The 17,635-nt window shown below is 44.1% G+C and carries 19 protein-coding genes and 1 riboswitch; of the genes, 4 read left to right on the top strand and 15 right to left on the bottom strand.

Going from position 1 to position 17,635, the window contains the following annotated elements; genetic code table 11:
• Nucleotides 1-182 precede the first annotated feature (182 nt).
• The gene (locus HQN88_RS05880; protein ID WP_173109293.1) at nucleotides 183-1,931 is read left to right on the top strand and encodes an ABC transporter ATP-binding protein; all 1,749 of its coding nucleotides are present in this window, start codon (nucleotides 183-185) and stop codon (nucleotides 1,929-1,931) included.
• Nucleotides 1,915-3,765: an ABC transporter ATP-binding protein gene (locus HQN88_RS05885; RefSeq protein WP_173109294.1), complete on the top strand. Its 1,851-nt coding sequence runs from the start codon at nucleotides 1,915-1,917 to the stop codon at nucleotides 3,763-3,765. Before HQN88_RS05880 ends, HQN88_RS05885 begins: the two co-directional genes overlap by 17 nt.
• Before the next feature lie 255 nt (nucleotides 3,766-4,020).
• Here the strand turns inward: HQN88_RS05885 and HQN88_RS05890 are convergent, their stop codons facing one another.
• From HQN88_RS05890 to HQN88_RS05935, 10 genes are all read right to left on the bottom strand, one after another.
• Nucleotides 4,021-4,530 (bottom strand): GNAT family N-acetyltransferase, encoded by a 510-nt coding sequence (locus HQN88_RS05890; protein WP_173109295.1) that lies wholly within the window; start codon nucleotides 4,528-4,530, stop codon nucleotides 4,021-4,023.
• 31 nt (nucleotides 4,531-4,561) lie between these two features.
• Nucleotides 4,562-4,915 carry a VOC family protein gene (locus tag HQN88_RS05895; RefSeq protein ID WP_173109296.1) on the bottom strand — a complete coding sequence of 118 codons (354 nt, stop codon included), beginning with the start codon at nucleotides 4,913-4,915 and terminating at the stop codon, nucleotides 4,562-4,564.
• A 45-nt stretch (nucleotides 4,916-4,960) separates the two neighbouring features.
• On the bottom strand, nucleotides 4,961-5,689 hold the full coding sequence (locus tag HQN88_RS05900) for a class I SAM-dependent methyltransferase (protein ID WP_173109297.1): 729 nt from the start codon (nucleotides 5,687-5,689) through the stop codon (nucleotides 4,961-4,963).
• Between the two features lie 30 nt (nucleotides 5,690-5,719).
• Nucleotides 5,720-6,640 (bottom strand): NAD(P)/FAD-dependent oxidoreductase, encoded by a 921-nt coding sequence (locus HQN88_RS05905; protein ID WP_173109298.1) that lies wholly within the window; start codon nucleotides 6,638-6,640, stop codon nucleotides 5,720-5,722.
• Nucleotides 6,641-6,716: 76 nt separating this feature from the next.
• Nucleotides 6,717-7,115 (bottom strand): RrF2 family transcriptional regulator, encoded by a 399-nt coding sequence (locus tag HQN88_RS05910; RefSeq protein ID WP_173109299.1) that lies wholly within the window; start codon nucleotides 7,113-7,115, stop codon nucleotides 6,717-6,719.
• A gap of 149 nt (nucleotides 7,116-7,264) precedes the next feature.
• Entirely contained in the window at nucleotides 7,265-8,437 is a 1,173-nt protein-coding gene (locus tag HQN88_RS05915) for an alanyl-tRNA editing protein (RefSeq protein WP_173109300.1), read from the bottom strand.
• A 37-nt stretch (nucleotides 8,438-8,474) separates the two neighbouring features.
• Nucleotides 8,475-9,056: a YdeI/OmpD-associated family protein gene (locus HQN88_RS05920; protein WP_173109301.1), complete on the bottom strand. Its 582-nt coding sequence runs from the start codon at nucleotides 9,054-9,056 to the stop codon at nucleotides 8,475-8,477.
• Between the two features lie 76 nt (nucleotides 9,057-9,132).
• Nucleotides 9,133-9,330 carry a hypothetical protein gene (locus HQN88_RS05925; RefSeq protein WP_173109302.1) on the bottom strand — a complete coding sequence of 66 codons (198 nt, stop codon included), beginning with the start codon at nucleotides 9,328-9,330 and terminating at the stop codon, nucleotides 9,133-9,135.
• The gene (locus HQN88_RS05930) at nucleotides 9,330-9,779 is read right to left on the bottom strand and encodes an NUDIX hydrolase (RefSeq protein ID WP_173109303.1); all 450 of its coding nucleotides are present in this window, start codon (nucleotides 9,777-9,779) and stop codon (nucleotides 9,330-9,332) included. Before HQN88_RS05930 ends, HQN88_RS05925 begins: the two co-directional genes overlap by 1 nt.
• Nucleotides 9,780-9,882: 103 nt before the next feature.
• Nucleotides 9,883-11,994, bottom strand: coding sequence for a glycoside hydrolase family 52 protein (locus HQN88_RS05935; RefSeq protein WP_173109304.1), 2,112 nt, complete (start codon nucleotides 11,992-11,994; stop codon nucleotides 9,883-9,885).
• 174 nt (nucleotides 11,995-12,168) lie between these two features.
• Between HQN88_RS05935 and HQN88_RS05940 the strand changes: the two genes are divergently transcribed.
• Both HQN88_RS05940 and HQN88_RS05945 read left to right on the top strand, forming a co-directional pair.
• Nucleotides 12,169-13,068, top strand: a complete 900-nt coding sequence (locus tag HQN88_RS05940; RefSeq protein ID WP_173109305.1) for a helix-turn-helix transcriptional regulator — start codon at nucleotides 12,169-12,171, stop codon at nucleotides 13,066-13,068.
• 100 nt (nucleotides 13,069-13,168) lie between these two features.
• Nucleotides 13,169-13,978 carry a sugar phosphate isomerase/epimerase family protein gene (locus HQN88_RS05945; RefSeq protein WP_173109306.1) on the top strand — a complete coding sequence of 270 codons (810 nt, stop codon included), beginning with the start codon at nucleotides 13,169-13,171 and terminating at the stop codon, nucleotides 13,976-13,978.
• 84 nt (nucleotides 13,979-14,062) lie between these two features.
• Here the strand turns inward: HQN88_RS05945 and HQN88_RS05950 are convergent, their stop codons facing one another.
• From HQN88_RS05950 to HQN88_RS05970, 5 genes are all read right to left on the bottom strand, one after another.
• Nucleotides 14,063-14,491 carry a hypothetical protein gene (locus HQN88_RS05950; protein ID WP_173109307.1) on the bottom strand — a complete coding sequence of 143 codons (429 nt, stop codon included), beginning with the start codon at nucleotides 14,489-14,491 and terminating at the stop codon, nucleotides 14,063-14,065.
• A gap of 14 nt (nucleotides 14,492-14,505) precedes the next feature.
• The gene (locus tag HQN88_RS05955; RefSeq protein WP_173109308.1) at nucleotides 14,506-15,081 is read right to left on the bottom strand and encodes a hypothetical protein; all 576 of its coding nucleotides are present in this window, start codon (nucleotides 15,079-15,081) and stop codon (nucleotides 14,506-14,508) included.
• Nucleotides 15,082-15,371: 290 nt separating this feature from the next.
• Nucleotides 15,372-15,758 carry a group-specific protein gene (locus HQN88_RS05960; RefSeq protein ID WP_173109309.1) on the bottom strand — a complete coding sequence of 129 codons (387 nt, stop codon included), beginning with the start codon at nucleotides 15,756-15,758 and terminating at the stop codon, nucleotides 15,372-15,374.
• 76 nt (nucleotides 15,759-15,834) lie between these two features.
• The gene (locus HQN88_RS05965) at nucleotides 15,835-16,299 is read right to left on the bottom strand and encodes an SRPBCC family protein (RefSeq protein ID WP_173109310.1); all 465 of its coding nucleotides are present in this window, start codon (nucleotides 16,297-16,299) and stop codon (nucleotides 15,835-15,837) included.
• Between the two features lie 525 nt (nucleotides 16,300-16,824).
• Nucleotides 16,825-17,487, bottom strand: a complete 663-nt coding sequence (locus HQN88_RS05970; RefSeq protein WP_246320055.1) for a CAP domain-containing protein — start codon at nucleotides 17,485-17,487, stop codon at nucleotides 16,825-16,827.
• 5 nt (nucleotides 17,488-17,492) lie between these two features.
• A riboswitch (cyclic di-AMP (ydaO/yuaA leader) is annotated at nucleotides 17,493-17,627 on the bottom strand.
• Nucleotides 17,628-17,635 lie beyond the last annotated feature (8 nt).

The following is a 17,635-nucleotide window of genomic DNA, read 5'->3' on the forward strand; positions in this document are numbered from 1 at the left end:
ATCTTAATTGCGTCCTAGAATTAACTTTATTCTATCTAAAATTACCGCATTATACCAATCCTACCTCAGATTTATCATGTGGAAAATGTTAACCTTGTGTTGCACGTGAAATGGCTTCCGTTATAAAATTGCTATTAACTAAGCAAGAGCTATGGACTGCGGGAAGAGGAGCGTGTGCACCAATGGTTTTTATGAAGAAATATGTCAAAAAGCACTGGAAACTGTTTTTAGTTGCTGTGTTTTTCGTCATGCTGGAAGCGCTTGCGGATTTACTGCAACCAACGATCATGTCGCACATTCTGGACGTTGGCGTTGCCGAGAAACGACTTGATTATGTGCTCCGTATGGGCGGTTTGATGCTTATTATAACGGCATTTGGCGCTGTCGCGGCCTCGATTCGGAATATCGTTGCCAGTCATGTTTCACAGAAATTCGGCACGGAACTTAGAGCGGATTTATTTGAAAAGATACAATCACTTTCCTTCACCAATATCGAGCGATTCGAACGCGCGTCCTTAATAACACGTCTAACGAATGATGTGACGCAGGTGCAAAACTTCGTAAATGGCCTTATGCGTATTTTTATCAAAGCACCTCTCCTATGTATTGGGAGTTTAATTATGGCAGTAAGGCTGAATATGCATCTGGCTGTTGTGCTGCTTATCGTGGTTCCGCTCGTTGGTGTGCTCGTGGCTTTGAACTTGAAAGTGGGTTTTGCTAGGTACGTTAACGTGCAGAAAGCACTGGACAACGTTAACCGCGTGATAAGAGAATATTTATCCGGCATTCGTGTCGTGAAAGCATTTAATCGGTTTGATCATGAAGCCGGGAAGTTTCAGAAAGCCAATATAGATTATCAGGACAAATCGATTCAGGTGACAAGGCTGCTCGCGATCTTTAACCCCTCCATCCTGCTCACTGTCAATTTTGGAATTGTTGCCGTGCTTTGGTTAGGTGCCTGGCGAGTTAATCAACATCAGATGCAAGTCGGTCATATCGTAGCTTTCGTCAATTATATGACGCAAATTTTGTTTGCTTTACTAACGATTTCGATGGTATTTAATATGTTTGTTCGTGCCAAAGCCTCAGCTACTCGGATCGGTGAAGTGTTTAATCAAATCAATGAAATGACTTGGAACCCTACCGCTGCCCTACCTGATCATCGTCCTGGTGGCCGAATCGACTTCACGGATGTCTCTTTTGCTTATGATGGAGCTGTCGGTGAACCTATACTGAAGCATATCAACTTAACATGCCTCCCAGGGGAAACAATCGGTATCATCGGCTCTACGGGGTCTGGAAAAAGCAGCCTTGTGAGTCTCGTCCCCCGCTTCTACGACCCGAGCTCTGGCTCGATCCGTGTTGACGGTGTGGATATACGTGAGTTGGACCCTTCCAAGTTAAGGGATCGTATTGCCATCGTGCCTCAGAACACCATTCTGTTCAGCGGCACCATTGAAGAGAACTTGCGTTGGGGTCACGAGCACGCATCGCATGAAGAGGTTGAACAAGCCGCAATCATGGCAGAAGCCCATAGCTTCGTTACTGCATTCCCTGAAAGTTATGAAACGAAGTTGGGTCAAAAAGGAGTGAACTTGTCCGGAGGTCAGAAACAACGGTTATCCATCGCTCGCGCACTTATTCGAAAACCCGACATTCTCATTCTCGACGATTGTACAAGCGCTTTAGATACCGCGACGGAGACGAGAATCAAACAATCACTCAAAGAATTTGCCTCTGGCGTCACTTGTTTGATTATTGCACAGCGCATTACTTCCGTCATGGATGCGGATAAAATTGTCGTTATGGACGATGGTGAAATCGTCGGCATCGGCACACATGAGATGTTACTGGCTAGTTGCCGTATTTATATAGAAATATGTCAATCCCAATTCGGAAAGGAGCTGCCGCATCATGTCAAAGCCGAGTGAAGGTTCACGTCAACAAACACCTGACGTCCCCATGATCACAGGACCCATAGGCCGTGGTGGGCGTGCTCCTACCGTAAAGCCCAAAAACTTCAAACATACGTTACGCCGTCTTTGGTCTTATCTAGGTACTGAACGCAAATGGTTGACCATCGTCTTCCTATTTATTCTAGCAGATGCTGCCCTGACCTTAGCTGGCCCCTATCTCATTGGTGTTGCCATTGATGCGATGGCCGGAGGCGTAGTAAATTATAGTGTTCTCGATGTGGTGATGATTGTTCTAATTGCCACTTACATTGCTGACGGTGGACTTACCTTCATGCAGAGCTGGGTCATGGCTGGACTGGCACAACGTGTCGTGCGGAGACTTCGCCAAACGATGTTTGCGAAGCTGCAAAAACTGCCCCTTGCTTATTTCGACGGACGCACCCATGGTGATGTCATGAGCCGTCTGTCGAACGATATTGACAATGTCAGCAACTCAATCTCGCAAGCAACCACACAATTGATGACGGGCTCTATCGCAATTGTCGGATCCTTCATCATGATGCTCATTCTAAGTCCAACCCTGACGCTAGCTACTTTAATTACGGTTCCACTTGTATTCTTGCTTGCAAAAACAATCACCAAACGTACTAGCGTGCTATTCAAAGAGCAGCAGGCACAGCTTGGCAAGCTAAACGGTCATATTGAAGAAACGATTTCCGGCCTTCTCGTCGTTAAAGCATTTAATCGTGAGCAGAAAGCGATCCATGAGTTCAACAGCGTAAATGGTCGATTGTATGAGGTTGGGTTAAAAGCACAAATTTGGTCAGGTTTTCTAATGCCGATCCTTGGTGTTATCAACAATATCGGCTTCTCTTCTGTTGCGATTGTCGGTGGTGTGTTGGCAGTGAAAGGTCATATTACGGTCGGTGTCATTGCAAGCTTTCTGAGTTATTCGCGCCAGTTCGTGAGACCACTTAATGAGATTGCCAACACTTATAATGTGCTGCAATCCGGTGTAGCAGGGGCGGAACGTGCTTTTGAAGTGTTAGATGAAGCGGAAGAAGCTGAGGATGAACCCGGCGCAGTTGATCTGCAAAAACCTATCGGTCACGTTACCTTCCAAGACGTAACCTTCGGTTATCGGCTGGATAGGCCGATTATTAAAGGAGTTAGCTTCGAGACAGCGGCGGGCAGCAGCTTAGCGCTCGTTGGACCCACTGGTGCCGGTAAAACAACAATCGTGAATCTCGTGACGCGATTCTATGATGCAACAAGCGGTACGATCTTGATTGATGGTCGAGATATCAAATCGTATACCCGCAGCTCTCTTCGCCGCAGCTTCGGCATCGTGCTGCAAGATACTTATTTATTCTCCGGCACTATTAAGGAGAACATCAAATACGGCAACCCTGACGCAACGGATAGCGAAGTGATTGCAGCGTCTAAACTGGCAAATGCCGACGCGTTCATTAGCCGACTGCCTAAGCGCTACGATACGCCACTCTCGGAGAATGGCGGGAATTTAAGTCAAGGCCAACGACAGTTGCTTGCGATCGCTCGCGTTATTCTAGCTGATCCTTCTATACTCATTTTGGATGAGGCAACAAGCAGTATTGATACGCGGACGGAACTTCATATTCAGGAAGCACTTCTCTCCATCATGAAGGGACGCACAAGCTTCATTATTGCTCACCGTCTGAATACGATACGGAATGCAGATACAATCATGGTTATCGATCATGGAGAGATCTCCGAGCAAGGCAATCACAATGCATTAATGAGTCACAAAGGAACGTATTCGCGGATGTTTTCTAATCAATTCGTCACAACGAACCCTACGTCAGAATAATTAGCACGAAGAGGCTGTCTCGAAAGAGACAGCCTCTTGATGTAAAGGGAACTAGAATTCGCTATTAACAGATATATGAACGAAAAGGGCTGCTATAGGGAACGTCAGTACCTTATTAGGCCCAATTTACGCCAAACACGGCGAAAATTAGGCAAATAGCGTATCTACGTTCCTCTTGATTCCCATTTCAACGAATATCGGCGAGATAGCGTAACTACGTTCCCCCTTTTCAAAACAACCTATATCGCTCTCTACTTATTCATTCAATCTCCGAACCATCAAATCCTCATCATAATACTGACCATTATATTTCAGTGCATTATGCTCCACACCATAAACCTTAAACCCAAGGGAATTGTACAGCTTCTTCGCTGCATCATTATGTGAAATGACAGCCAGGTTGATTTGCTCAACACCTTCGCATTCACTAGCTCTCCGAATAAGCTCATTCAGCAGCTTTTTCCCTAAACCTTGACCGCGCTGATTCATAGCAACAAACATCGCATAAACATTGCCTTTATGTGCGGTCTTCAGACTGCTCTCTCTTACAAAGGAGACAGATCCAACAAGCGATCCCTGCTCATCCAATGCCCCAAGTACAAACTTACCGCTAGTTGGCTTTATACGATCAGCAACCATTTCCAGTGTAAAATGTACCTCTCGCTCATACGTGGAGCCAAATGCTTCTGGACTGATTTGCAGCGCACTTAATCTTAATTCATGATATATCTTTGCATCATGTTCATCCAGAACTCGAATATACAATGACTTCTCCTCCACAACCAATTTGCTGATGTTATTCAGTAAAATGCCAGAGAACCCCCGCAGGGTCGATCAAATGAATGGCTCTTTTTCCATAAGGCTGCATCTTAGGCGGAGTTGCTCGAATTTGATATGTACGGATGACCTCTGTGTTTTGGATATGCGCCCACCACGCGTCTATGTCCTGTACACATAGTTCCAACATATAATTTTGCTGTAATTCTACGTTATGATAATTCTGTAAATGAAATTCCGTATCGTCAACTTTGAAAATGGCACCCTGATGATTTGCAAATATTTGTTCAAAACCGAGATCCTTATAAAACTGCACAGCAAGAGGGAAATCCTCACCAGACGGAACAAATGGACGTATTTTTTGAGCGCGCATGTAGGAAACTCCTTTTAACTAGATTTGTAGTTATTTAGATATCACTTACACTTCACATTCGATGTCCGCACCATTACTTCCTGCCTGGCAAATCCAACCCCCGAAAAGCCCTGTAACAAAGAATTTCGTAATATGCGTAAAGCCGGAATCTTGTAATAACCCTTCGATTTGCTTTTCAGGCAAAAAGGATATTTTCATAATACCTGTATTCACCATTTCGTTGACAATGGAAGTCGATCTCCCCGCCTCCAACCAAAAGCTCCTCCAAACATGCAATCTGTCCTTTAATTCGGTACCCTCGCGATCCCCGTACGCACTCACTAGCACAAATGGCGCACCTGGTTTCATTCGTTCATGAATACTTCTGAGCAGCTCCAGCTTCTCTTGCACATTGTCGATGAAATGCAGTACCAAAATACAGCTGGCTGCATCGAATGCCGCGTCAGCTTCTGGCAAATCGGTAATCGTTCCATGAATGAGATTTACGCGATTGGCCATGTCTAGTTGGTTGGTTTTGTGTTGGGCAATTTTAAGCATTTCTGCTGAAATGTCCACGCCTGTAAAGCGCCATTCAGGATTAGCTGGTCCCCATGTGGAAAGTTCTTGTCCCCCTCCTGCACCGACTACCAGCACCGAAGCAGCTTCACCGCTAATTTCAGCTCGGAAATAGGATTGCACCATCCCAAATAATGCATCATAAGTCGGTATTGATATACGAGCGTTTGTTTCATATGCCTGAGCCATTTCCGTATTATAGCTAGATTTATCCTTCATATGGGCAATCTCCATTCTTTCTTTTCAAATTTACTGCAAACTCGCTTTTTGCCAATTCTCCATGAGCAGTTCACCATTTATGCTCATACCAGCTATCGCGCCTAATGAGGCAGCCATGATAGCTTGATACATTTCCGAAGCCGCATCTCCAGCACTATACACGCCAGGAACGTTTGTTTTGCCAAAAGGATCAACCACGACTGTTCCTGCTTCCGTCATTTCACAGCCTATTGTTTGCGGGAGTTCCGATCCGATCACTAATTTCGGGCCAAAGAATATTCCCGTGCAAGAGAGTCGGTTTCCGTCCTCTAGCTCAACATGTTGGACCAAGCCTTCATTCGATACGATGGAACGTATCGGCGAATCATATATCGGTACGTTATGTTGAATGAGTTCCTCTTTTTCAGTATCTGACAACCCATCAGGTCCATTCGTGCAAATTGTGAAACGGTTTGTCCAACCTGAGATCATTTTCGCAAGGTGAAGTGCCTTCGCTCCATTCACGATAAGCACGAGTGACTGATCTCTGAGTTCCCAACCATCGCAATATGGACATACAAAAGCACTTTTACCGTACACCTCAGTCAAACCGGTAATTTCCAAAGGAAGGTCTTTTTTACCTATTGCAAAAAGTACCTTCTTACCCTCGTATCTCTTCCCTTGAGTTGTCGTGATTTGAAAATCGCCATCGCTTCCGGTTATCGACACTGCCCTATCGGACACAAAATCGACAGATGGATAAACGCGAATTTGTTCCATAGCAATCTGCCGAAACTCGCTTGGCTTTATACCGTCCCTTGTAAGAAAACCATGTGTTTCATGAGTAACCTGGTTACGAGGCCGACCCTCATCAATAAGTAGCACATTCTTCCTTGCTCTCCCTAAAACCAAAGCTGCGTTAAGACCTGCAGGACCTCCGCCGATAATTAAACAATCATAAGTCATGTTCATCTTCCTTTCGATCATTCTTATTAGAGACTTAAAAGACTCTCGATATCTACGATAAACCTTGAAAAAAGGACGGAAACTATTCCGTCATAGGCATGCTCACCAAATCTGCGATTTTCTTACTTGCCAGATACTGTTCCAACTGTCGTTCAGCGTCCATCACAACCTGTTGTATCTGACATCCGTTTCCATGATTAAAGCTGCATTCGAACAAAGAGGCTGTACCTTCGATTGCCCGAATGATATCTAGAAAGGAGATGTCCTGCCGATTATGCTTAATACGATACCCACCATAAGCCCCGGAAGAAGAATGAATTAATCCTGCTTTGACAAGCTTCGTCATCAACTTAGATAAATAAGTCTGTGAAACGTTTAGCTTCTCGGCAAGCAATTGCACACCAACTGGTTTATCAGCTTCGGAGTTTACCAAAAAGAGCATCGCATGAAGGGCGTAGTCGGTCGCTTGTGAATATTTCATTTTCAAGCCCCCATTAAAGACTTTATGAGTCTATAATAGCGTTAATCATAATGAGTATCAAGTTTTTCTTTTTAAGAACTTCTCTATTGAACCTTAATCACAAAAAAATAAATGGAATTACCTTTCCTCCGCCTTCCAAACGATCTTCCTTAATTTCCACTCAACTGCTCGACCGCAAACTTATAAAAGGACAAAGCATCCTCCCTACTGGAGAACCCAGCTTGCGCCAGCTTATCACTGCCGCCGCCTTTGCCGTTGTAGCTTCCTAGATGAGCTTTGAAAAAAGCTCCGCAAGCTTGTGCATGTTGGCCACTGTGTGCAAATACGACTTTGTTCTCAGAAGTACTCAGGAACAAGATAGGCAAATCTGTCTTTGACGCAACCTTCGTCGCTAAACTCTGTATGTCTTTCAATGATTTCTCTTCGAATTGACGTGCAATAATTTCCTGACTTTCTACCAACAACTCCTGAGCCAAGTACTCATCTAGTTTCTCTTTCAGCCCAGCTAACTCTGTTTGAACTAGCTTGTGCTCATACTCCCACTTCTCAATGCGATCCATGATTTCATCTTTGCCCGTATTAAATTTGCCCGACAATGCCCCTAGAATTTTGACATTCTCGTTAAACTCAGCCAACGCACGAAAGCCACAGAGGAAATATATCCGGGTGTTCCCCTTTTGCTTCTCTGTTTTCAAAAGCTTAATCATCCCGATTTCGCCCGTTGACGAAACATGTGTACCACCGCACGCGTTATACTCTACCCCGTTGATTTCAACAATCCGAATGTCCTTCGTCACCTTGGGCTGTTTGACAAGCGGCAGCTGTGCTAGCTCCTCGGGTGTTACAATATAGCTGCTAATCAAGCGATTCTCGTAAATCTTACGATTCACCTCTGTCTCAATCGCTGCCAACTTCATCGGTTCAAGATCGAGCGTCTCCACATCAATCGTGCAGTAATCCGTGCCCAGATGAAAGCTCACCGTGTTAGCCTCAAACAGATCTCGGCATACCGCGGAAAGTAAATGCTGACCACTATGCTGCTGCATATGATCGAATCGAAGTTGCCAGTCTATTGTGCAAGTCGCGCTCGTTCCTTCAGGCATGCGCTCTAGCTTATGTAGAACATCGTCCTCCTCCAGTAGCACATCCATTACGGGAATACCGTTGATTTCACCAGCATCACAAGGTTGTCCACCGCCATGCGGATAAAACGCAGTCTCCTCCAAGAGGACATAGTGACCATCTTCACGTTCAATCTTTTGAGTGATCGTCGTTTGCCATTCCTGTTGATAGGCAGAAACATAATAGAGTTTTTTCGTCATGATGTTCGTATTCCTCTCTGTATATCTGTATCAAAGTCTACGGATAAATCTTCTCCCCATTTTCCAACATTAAAATAAACTCTTGGATCCGTTTTACACGGGTTTCTTGCTTCTTAGCTGTATGAATTCGGAACGTAATGGCATATTTATTTTGCCGATCCAGCGTATCATAGAAGGCCTTCGCCTCGCTATTCTTCTCCAATTGCAAAGCAAAATCCTCTGGGATCGTGGCGTGGCTTTGCGGTTCATAAGCTTTCTCCCACTGCCCATTCTTCTTGGCAGACTCTATCGCCTTCAAGCCGGAAGGTTTCATTCGTCCATTTGCAATCAGCGTCTCTGCTTTATCTTTATTTACTTTGGACCAAATGCTCCTAACACCGCGAGGCGTGAAACGCTGAAGCCAGATCTGCTCATCCGCTTTTTCTTTCTGGCTATCAATCCACCCATAGCACAACGCGCTCTCGAGAGCTTGATCGTAAGAAACTGTTTTGACACGAGCACCTTTCTTTGCAATTTGCAATCGGATGCCTAGTGATGTGTTATGATTTATCGCAAGCCACTGTTCAAAAGCAAGTTGATCTTCGAAGTGCACCTGCGGTAATTCGTTTTTCATATTCATATGTTTCGCCTCCCTAGTTGTTCAAACATGATCTCGTCCACAATGATTGTATCGACTGTTTCTATGTCGCATTAAACTACGTTTTTCTTCTGATCACAACGCCATACAAATAAACGCCAATGAAATAAATCGGAAAAAGAATAAGCCCCAATCCCGTCATCGCTAAAATTAGATACATTTTATTCTCGTCTACATCGTTATAATTGTTATAACCATAGAACATCCATATCAGCCAAATGGTCACCAACACATAACCATATCTATACGCTTTCATTATACATTCAACTCATCCTCTTCACCTAAAAATCCCAAAATTTCAAGCGCCATTCTCAAAATTCCGCGATTATTCTCATAGCCGTTCAGATTGTGTTCGGCCCATACATCGGCCGCGTTGTGCCACTTTACTCCCCGAATTTCTTCTGTTTGAGCTTTAAGCTCATCACTGAGCGCTTCGACTAGATAATAATGAGTTTCCTTCTCTACTTGTCCATGTGCCGTGTGCTCGAATTGATAATAATTGATGGTGAGCGGCTGAATGATTCTGCCATCAATATTGGTTTCTTCTTTAATTTCCCGAAGTGCAGCCTGTTCAATCGTCTCCCCAAACTCCATGCGACCTTTTGCAAAAGCCAGTTTCCGATAGCGATCCTCGATTAGTAAAATGTGACATTCATCGCCAATTTGTCGGTAAACGACTCCGCCTGCTGAGATTTCTTTTTTCATATGTTCAATTACCTCCAATCGAACGAAGCTCATCCCTTCTATTTTACAAATAGTACCAACAAAAAAGCAACCAAAGCGAATAGCTTCAGTTGCTCGGAGTTCATTATTTCGTTTCTTGCAGCCATAAAATGCTTGTAACACCGCGCGGGTAATACTTACTTCCTGTAATCTCTCCGGAAATGATTTGATCACTCCAGCTCCAAATGGACAGGGTTGGGTGCGTCAACCAAGCAACATGGGCTGCATCCGCTGCAGCTCCCGTTTCATCCCAAGCTAGATCCAGGATTTCACGCGCGACGAATTGGCACAAATATATTTTGCTTAACCAAGAGTTGTTACTCGTCGAGGAAAGTTTCCAACCACCATCTGTGAAAAGGCAGGTACCTTCAACAAGCACAACGTCCAAATGCTTTTTCAAAGCTTCGATATAAAAGCCGTAACGACCATTGGCATCTAATGCAGACTTATTGCCAGTGAAGTAAGGAAATACTAAGCCTTCGATCGCTGGAATGATTTTGGAATCGTTGCCTTCACCAACTACAGCTGGAATGTAACCTTCTTCCGTGACGAAAGATGTTACCGTTTGTGCACTTTTTAGTGCTTGCTGACTTGCGATGAGAGCTAGATCCTCTCTCCCATTTTGAGCAAAAATAGTTTCCATCGCCACGTATGCCGCCCAACATTTGCCCGCCATATAAATATTGTTACGTGATTGTCCCAGCGAGACATCTAAACTGTCATACGTCGTGATTTCTGCTCCGCCCATAGTACGGCTGCTATCTAAGGACATAATCCCATTACGAAGTTCTGGATTCGGATGATCGCGATGGAGCATACTCGTTAAACATTTCTCAAAAATCGTAAGATTCGCTTGCAGCCAAGCTTGATCATCCGTATGAGCCACATAAGTTGCTCCGCATAAAGTCCAATTCACCAACTGCTCATGTGTCATATGGGAGAAACAGTCATCCAAACCGTACAACTCATAAGCGGAGTATCCTGGTCGAGAAAGTGTATTGGCTACACCCATATCATGCGTAAACGAAATCCCGCCCGGGTATTCAGTAGGATCATCTGGGAAACTAACCTTATCCTCATAGCTATAACGTTTCACGAACATATCTAGTTCATTACGAACCGTCCAAGGATTCACAGCTAACTCATAAAATAATTGATCAACTGTCAAATCGAACGTGTTCATCATCCGATACTCGCCTTCATTGACGATCCAGAATGGCTCATCATCCATATCTAGCAGTTGTGTATTTCCGTTATAGCTTCGGATTGCATGTGCAAGCATAAACTTCTGATCAGCCGACAAGCGCGAATTGACGATGTTAGCGTCTGAGCTTTGAGCTAATGTTGATAGCGTATCGAAATTGTCTAAAGCATAATCGGCAACGGCTTCAATATTCTTGAATAAGCGTGCGTACGTATAGGATGCATCACGCCCCGCAGTGACAATGCCTCCGCGATGGAAACAAATTGCAAATTCATACGAACGTTTCTCGCCAGCAGGCGTATCCGCGAATAAAGCGCCAACAGTACCGAGACCGAAGGTCAAGTTTTCAACAATTTTCATTTTCAAAATATCTTCGATACTAAAGTAAAGCCCTGAACGTACATCAGGATCTTTGGAAACAATCGCCGTAATGCGGCCTTGCCCTACTCCCGCGGCTCCTTCCATCGTATCATCCAGCCTGCGCATTGCGCTGTATGGATCTGTTCCTTGGTACCCGAAGAAAACTCTTCTGGATGCTGTACCTTTGGTATTGTCGACAGTAATCTTAGCAAGAACGGCTGGGACAAGTGCTAGACGTAACTCCTCATCACTCGCTGTAGCTGGATCAGGTACAGACTGTGCAGGAGATATAAGACTGAATTCCAAATCGCCAGCTTTCCACGTGTCCGTGCTGACTTTGAAATCTCGTTGAATCTCATCCTGTGCAAATGGGAATACCGTTTTCTTTTTATTCGGCTTTGGATCCGGATTCTCGATATCATAACGAAGGCTTTCATCCTCGCTCACATACTCGAAGAAAGGCAAAGCGTCATAAGTGCCACCTTGAATCGTTTCTAGCCCAATATATATATTTTGCTTTGGCGGACGCGCTTGTTCGAGATCGAAGCCTCCGCTTTTGCCTGGAAATCCAAGTGTAAAACTAGCAAATGCGCCAATTGGTGAATGGTGTGCATTGAAAAATTGATTTTTCATATTAGGATGATGCTCCTCTCAGTCATTTGCCCTTATTATACAATGAGAGAAACCCTGAACCCATGGGCATTACGATCTTTCATTTGGACAAAACAAACATTTGATTCCATGCTAGTATAGTGAGATAGTTAGTGTAAAGAATGAATCATAAGCTTTTTATAAGGAGACTGATCTATGAAGGTCTTTCAACAAGAATCCTTGCCCGCTGGTCTCGATAATGTCGTTCATGGCGGCATGCTGCCTGATGTGCAGGCATCTTTCCGGATTTTTGCTGCGCATCTTCGCAAGGTTAACGCGCAGTGGTCTTTCCCCGAGCATCAACATCCGATGTTCGAGCTCAATCTTGTCGTTGACGGTTCTCAGCGCATGCGCGTTGGCGACAAGCATTTTGTACAAAGGCAAGGCGATCTGGTTTGGATACTTCCGAATGAAGTGCATGCAAGTTTAGGCGCAGTCGATGGCCATATGATGGAGTATGTGTGTGTGCATTTGGAGGTAACAGATCCTTGGTTTCGTCAGCAGTTAAGTCTAATCGGGCAAATCGTTCACCCGTCTGGCAGCAAAATGGAGAGCTTACTCCGTCCTATTCTTATGGATCTCGCACAAATAGCAAGAGAAAATACCGCCAGCGGACTGAGTCTGAAGTTGCAGACGATGCATGCATCATTTCGTATTTTCACCGCGTTAAGCGAGATATTACTCGATGAGGCTGTGATTTCTAATCAGCAAACAGGTGACTCTGGCTTAGCTGCACAGCTAGCCCAATTAATAGAACACCAAGCATCTACGCTACTCAAAGGGCAGGAACCTTTTCGAATAACGCTGATTGCCAAACAGCTCGGTTATAGTCCTGCTCATTGTAATCGAGTTTTTCACAAAGCTTATGGCGTCTCGCCACGACATTATCTAAGTACAGTCAAGCTGCGTCAAGCCAAGCTCATGCTCATGGACCCCTCTCATTCTATCGAGCACATCGCCGAACAATTGGGATACAAGGATTTGTCTCAATTCAGCAAACAATTCAAACGATGGACGAATTTATCCCCTACCGCCTATAGACATCTTTCTTGGTGAAAATACGTTGGGTATTTCTGAAAATACCATAAGTCATACTATCTTATCCTGTCTTATACTCATAGATATGTCTTTGGATTAAGGATAAGGAGTAATAACAATGAAAATACGAGGTTATAAATCCCTTTGGGAATGGAATGGATTGTGGGAAGGGAAATTAGAGCAAATCGTAGAGGCCGGTTATTACGGTGTCGAGTACACGCCTCCTTCCGACGCGAAGGATGATCGTCAGTTTCGAAAAGATTTGGACGACTTGAACTTGTCGTTCATCGCACAAGTGGTGACGCGGGGCCCGAATCACATTCTATCTTTCCGTGAGCAGGTGCTTCGCGCAGCTGAACTGCGGCCAGATCTGATCAATTCGCATAGCGCTGCTGATCGTATGACTGCTGACGAGCAGCTGCGGTTCTTCGAGGCGGCGCTGCGTGTAGAGCAAGAGATCGGGATACCGATCGCGCATGAGACGCATCGCGGAAGGGCTTTTTTCACGCCGTGGCAAACGGCGGCCGTGTTGAAGCAGCTGCCGGCGCTTACGATTGGCGCCGATTTCAGCCATTGGTGCGCAGCCTGCGAAAGCATGCCGAGTCCGCAGGACGAGGACGTCCAGCTGAGCTTAGCCCGTGCCATTCACATTCACGGACGCGTCGGGTTCCCCGAAGGTCCGCAGGTATCCGACCCGCGGGCACCTGAATTTGCCGCGCATGTGGAAACCTTCATCGGCTTATGGTTGGCGATCTGTCAACACCGATTCGAAGCCGGAGCGGATACGATGACCTTCACACCAGAGTTCGGGCCGCCGCCGTATTTGCAGGTACTGCCTTACACGCAGCAACCCGTAGCGGATTTGTGGGAAGTGAATCTGTGGATGTTCCAAACGTTTAAGGAGCGGTTTGAGGCGACTTTTAATTGAAAACGGAAGTCAATGACGAAGGGTTGCGTCATTGACTTCCGTTTTTCGGTTAATTTGTATTGTACATCAACTGATTGATTGCAGCTATTTCATTTGGAGCTTCACACTTATTTTCTTCGCTTCATCTGTGGCAAGTTGAATCGAATAGCTCCCCTTTACACCCTCAAACTCGATAAGTCCAGTACTTGATGGAGATACTACTTTCTCCCATTGTATGAGATTCGATTTCATTACTCGAAGGGTTACTGTCCCGGATTCAACCGTTGATACGTATGGAATATCAATTTTCCCATCGGTTTTAATAGTAAAATCATGAACCTCATACGTTCCTTTTAGCGTGCCGATAGTAAGTTTAATGTTGCCATTCACATTTGATTTACTAGTAAAAGTCGACACATTATGGCTAGTAACTACCATATCTCCGCCGAATGCTACAATAAGCTTTATCGTGATCATAGCAATGATGAAGATTGCAAAACTAAGAATGAGTATCTTTAATCTCTTTTTGCTCACTTGGTTGAACTCCTCTAACTTTTAAAATACTTCGCGAGATTTTTCTTGAGTTTTAAGAGAATACTGGTTTTAGTATTTCTAAAACCTATGTCCGATTCGTCATTTATATGGCTTTGTCTCGACATATAACCAGTATACATAGCAATCCCGATATCATATGCTTTAAGCATGAGTTCATTTTGCGAAATTTCTTTCCTCTTATTGATTTCAGTGATGAACACATCGAAATCTAACTCGGAAGGGTTAGCCCTCAGAGTTGAACAATAGGTATCAAAGCATAAAGATCCTGAGATAACTATATCATCCAAGTACTGATACCCTGTTTGATTAAGTAATTTTTCAACCATTAGATAATAATACCGATAGATTCCCCATGCTTCTTTTGCATACTGGGACTCAGCCACTATTAAATCCCTCAAAAGTTCGCCTGGTATATTGTTGAAATCAATTGACTCTATGTATTTAATTAACTCTCTCCTAAAATGTATATTCTCATCAACCAGTTCATTAGCATGCTTACCATTCCATTTGAAATAAATAAACTCATTTTGAGTTGAATTATATGTTTCTATAAATTCATTCGGATTCATGATTTTGATCCTTTACATAGGTTTTAAGAGAACTGTCTTCAGTTATTCGATTCATTTTTGACTGTTTCTGAACCCAAGGGAACTAGGAGACACTATTTCCAGCAAAACGAGCGAAAACCGTATCGAAAGGGAACGACAGTGCGCTATTCACTCGAAAACCACCACAAAAACACGAAAACGGGCAAATAGCGCACACACGTTCCCTTAGCTGCCAAAACTAGCCTATTACTCGGAAATAGCGTACCTAGGTTCCCCTTACTGCTTGAATTTGGCTCCCGCGTGTTAGTTAACTAGCTACTTTGCTTGATCCCTCCAACCAGATCATCAATCGTTCCAATGATTTTATGTACCTCTGGCAGTTGATAAAACGTACTCGTTTTTTCCATATCATTTATCTCGTCGGTTGCGAAATACATAAATATCGTCTTCCCTGCTCCGAGAGCGAGGCCCAACTCGACATGGCTTCCCTTCCCGGCTGGCAGCATGATGATGAATAGGTCTGCACGCAACACGGCTTCTTTCTCTTTGGCACCGATCGCCGCAAGGACTTGAAGTGAATCGACATCTGTATGTGTCGTCCAATCGTAAGTTTGAGTAAATCCATTCGAATTCAATTGCTGAGCGACATTTCGAACATTATCAATGTTCTTGAAACTAGATGCTATATAGAATCTCAATGGCTTTCCTCCGTTGTTACTCCTGTGGTCACTCCTGTTTTCTCTCCTGTTGCTGCTCCTGTGGTTGCTCCCTCTACTAATCCTTTGCATGCTTTTCAGCCAAAATCTTCAACTGCTCATTCCGATAGTTCAAAAATCGCATCATATATCTTCTCAATACAACCCTCTCAACGATCCAGCCGATCCAACCCAGCGGGGCTTCAAAACTTAACGTATCTTTCATCAACGTTCTGTCCCCTAAATCAATAAACTCGTGTTCATGCCTCATACTTTTGAATGTCCCCTGCAACATTTCATCGACAAAACGATTAGGTCGCACATAATTCGATATGAGTGACGTGTGCTTTTGCCTAATTAAGAAATGTCTTGCCTCAAAAGTAACCGTATCCCCATCACGAATCATGCCAGTGGTAGTTCCAGCTATCGCTCGTTCCTTGGTGTGTGGCCAAACAGTCTGTGTATGGATATCAATATTCGATGCCATGTCAAAGCAAACATCTATAGATGCTTTAATTTCGATTTGTGTGCGTATCTTAATCACTGGATGCACCTCTTGGGAATTTATTTTCAAGCTTTTTAAATGGTTCTAATTGGGTTCGGATCTGTGACGATACTATATAGTTTATATAAATAATAAGCATGTAAAATAAACAATAACCAGAAGAATACTCGTTTCTTGCGATATGCCCAAACATTTAAAATACAGAATGCAATAGTGAGTATTGTTCCGACAATGAAATAGAAAATAACGAATGATTGGGTTGACACTATGCCCATCTGACTAACTAATTTACCTACATATAAGGCCGTATCTGCGGTGAGGAAAATCCAATAAAGTAAAAACAAACAGATATAAAAGAAACCAGTAACTATCCAAAATGTCATTCTTTTAATTCTTGTCACTACGACACTACTCCTTTATCTTTCCAAGTCACTGGACTCCATTTTTTCTTAAAAACCCAATCTGTAACTGATTTCCAATTCGACATACGCAACCTTTCTCCTTCGTTAAGAAATAAAAAAGACAGCCTCCCCAAGGGAGACTGTCACAATCCACGATAATAAATTAGTTACTAATGAATTCCTGCACCCACTCACCGTTATAATAGGCGACGCCGATTTGGGTGAAGTTTGGGCTTAGAATGTTTTGACGGTGACCAGTACTGTTCATCCATGCTGTCATAACGGCTTCAGGGGATTGCTGTCCTTTGGCAATATTTTCACCCGCGTAGGAGTAATGAATGCCATAGGAGCTCATCATTTCAAAAGGTGAACCGTACGTTGGCGATGTATGATCGAAATATCCCTTATTGTACATATCCTTCGCTTTGTCCAGCGCCATGGCAGTAAGTGCGTTGTTGCTGGTCAAAGGTTTCAATCCCGCCTTCGTTCGCTCCTGGTTGACCAAGGTAACCACTTGGCTCGCAAATGTGGATTGTGTCGGAGTTACTGTCGGTATTGGCGTAACCGACGGTTTAGTCACAACCGTTGTACCCGTGCTTCCAGGAATATTGAGTTTCATCCCCGACCAAATCACGTTCGGATTGGCTACTTGTGGATTCGCTTTGATCAGCGAAGTCAGGCTGACGCCATATTTCTTAGAGATTAACCACAAGGTATCATTACCTGCTACCGTATGAGTTCCCGTTGCAGCAAACGCTGCGTTCGCGCCCATAAGGACACTTAAACCTAAAGCACCTGTAACGACAAGCTTTTTGAAACGCTTCAATTAAAACCTCTCCTTTTTGCGGCCTGCGAGGTTAGCTGTCGGATTCGGATCAAAGAGTAATCACCCGGCCGCGCATAACGCGACTTCACCCCAAAGATTGGTTCCCCCGTGCTTCAAAAAAGCTTCGGCCTTCTAAGTTTTGGACCCG

Source organism: Paenibacillus qinlingensis (assembly GCF_013204845.1).
Classification (GTDB): Bacteria; Bacillota; Bacilli; order Paenibacillales; family NBRC-103111; genus Paenibacillus_E; species Paenibacillus_E qinlingensis.

Coding starts and splice junctions, on each gene's coding strand:
- HQN88_RS05880 (WP_173109293.1), top strand. CDS start 183: ATGGTTTTTATGAAGAAATATGTCAAAAAGCACTGGAAACTGTTTTTA.
- HQN88_RS05885 (WP_173109294.1), top strand. CDS start 1,915: ATGTCAAAGCCGAGTGAAGGTTCACGTCAACAAACACCTGACGTCCCC.
- HQN88_RS05895 (WP_173109296.1), bottom strand. CDS start 4,915: ATGCGCGCTCAAAAAATACGTCCATTTGTTCCGTCTGGTGAGGATTTC.
- HQN88_RS05900 (WP_173109297.1), bottom strand. CDS start 5,689: ATGAAGGATAAATCTAGCTATAATACGGAAATGGCTCAGGCATATGAA.
- HQN88_RS05905 (WP_173109298.1), bottom strand. CDS start 6,640: ATGAACATGACTTATGATTGTTTAATTATCGGCGGAGGTCCTGCAGGT.
- HQN88_RS05910 (WP_173109299.1), bottom strand. CDS start 7,115: ATGAAATATTCACAAGCGACCGACTACGCCCTTCATGCGATGCTCTTT.
- HQN88_RS05915 (WP_173109300.1), bottom strand. CDS start 8,437: ATGACGAAAAAACTCTATTATGTTTCTGCCTATCAACAGGAATGGCAA.
- HQN88_RS05920 (WP_173109301.1), bottom strand. CDS start 9,056: ATGAATATGAAAAACGAATTACCGCAGGTGCACTTCGAAGATCAACTT.
- HQN88_RS05925 (WP_173109302.1), bottom strand. CDS start 9,330: ATGAAAGCGTATAGATATGGTTATGTGTTGGTGACCATTTGGCTGATA.
- HQN88_RS05930 (WP_173109303.1), bottom strand. CDS start 9,779: ATGAAAAAAGAAATCTCAGCAGGCGGAGTCGTTTACCGACAAATTGGC.
- HQN88_RS05935 (WP_173109304.1), bottom strand. CDS start 11,994: ATGAAAAATCAATTTTTCAATGCACACCATTCACCAATTGGCGCATTT.
- HQN88_RS05940 (WP_173109305.1), top strand. CDS start 12,169: ATGAAGGTCTTTCAACAAGAATCCTTGCCCGCTGGTCTCGATAATGTC.
- HQN88_RS05945 (WP_173109306.1), top strand. CDS start 13,169: ATGAAAATACGAGGTTATAAATCCCTTTGGGAATGGAATGGATTGTGG.
- HQN88_RS05955 (WP_173109308.1), bottom strand. CDS start 15,081: ATGAATCCGAATGAATTTATAGAAACATATAATTCAACTCAAAATGAG.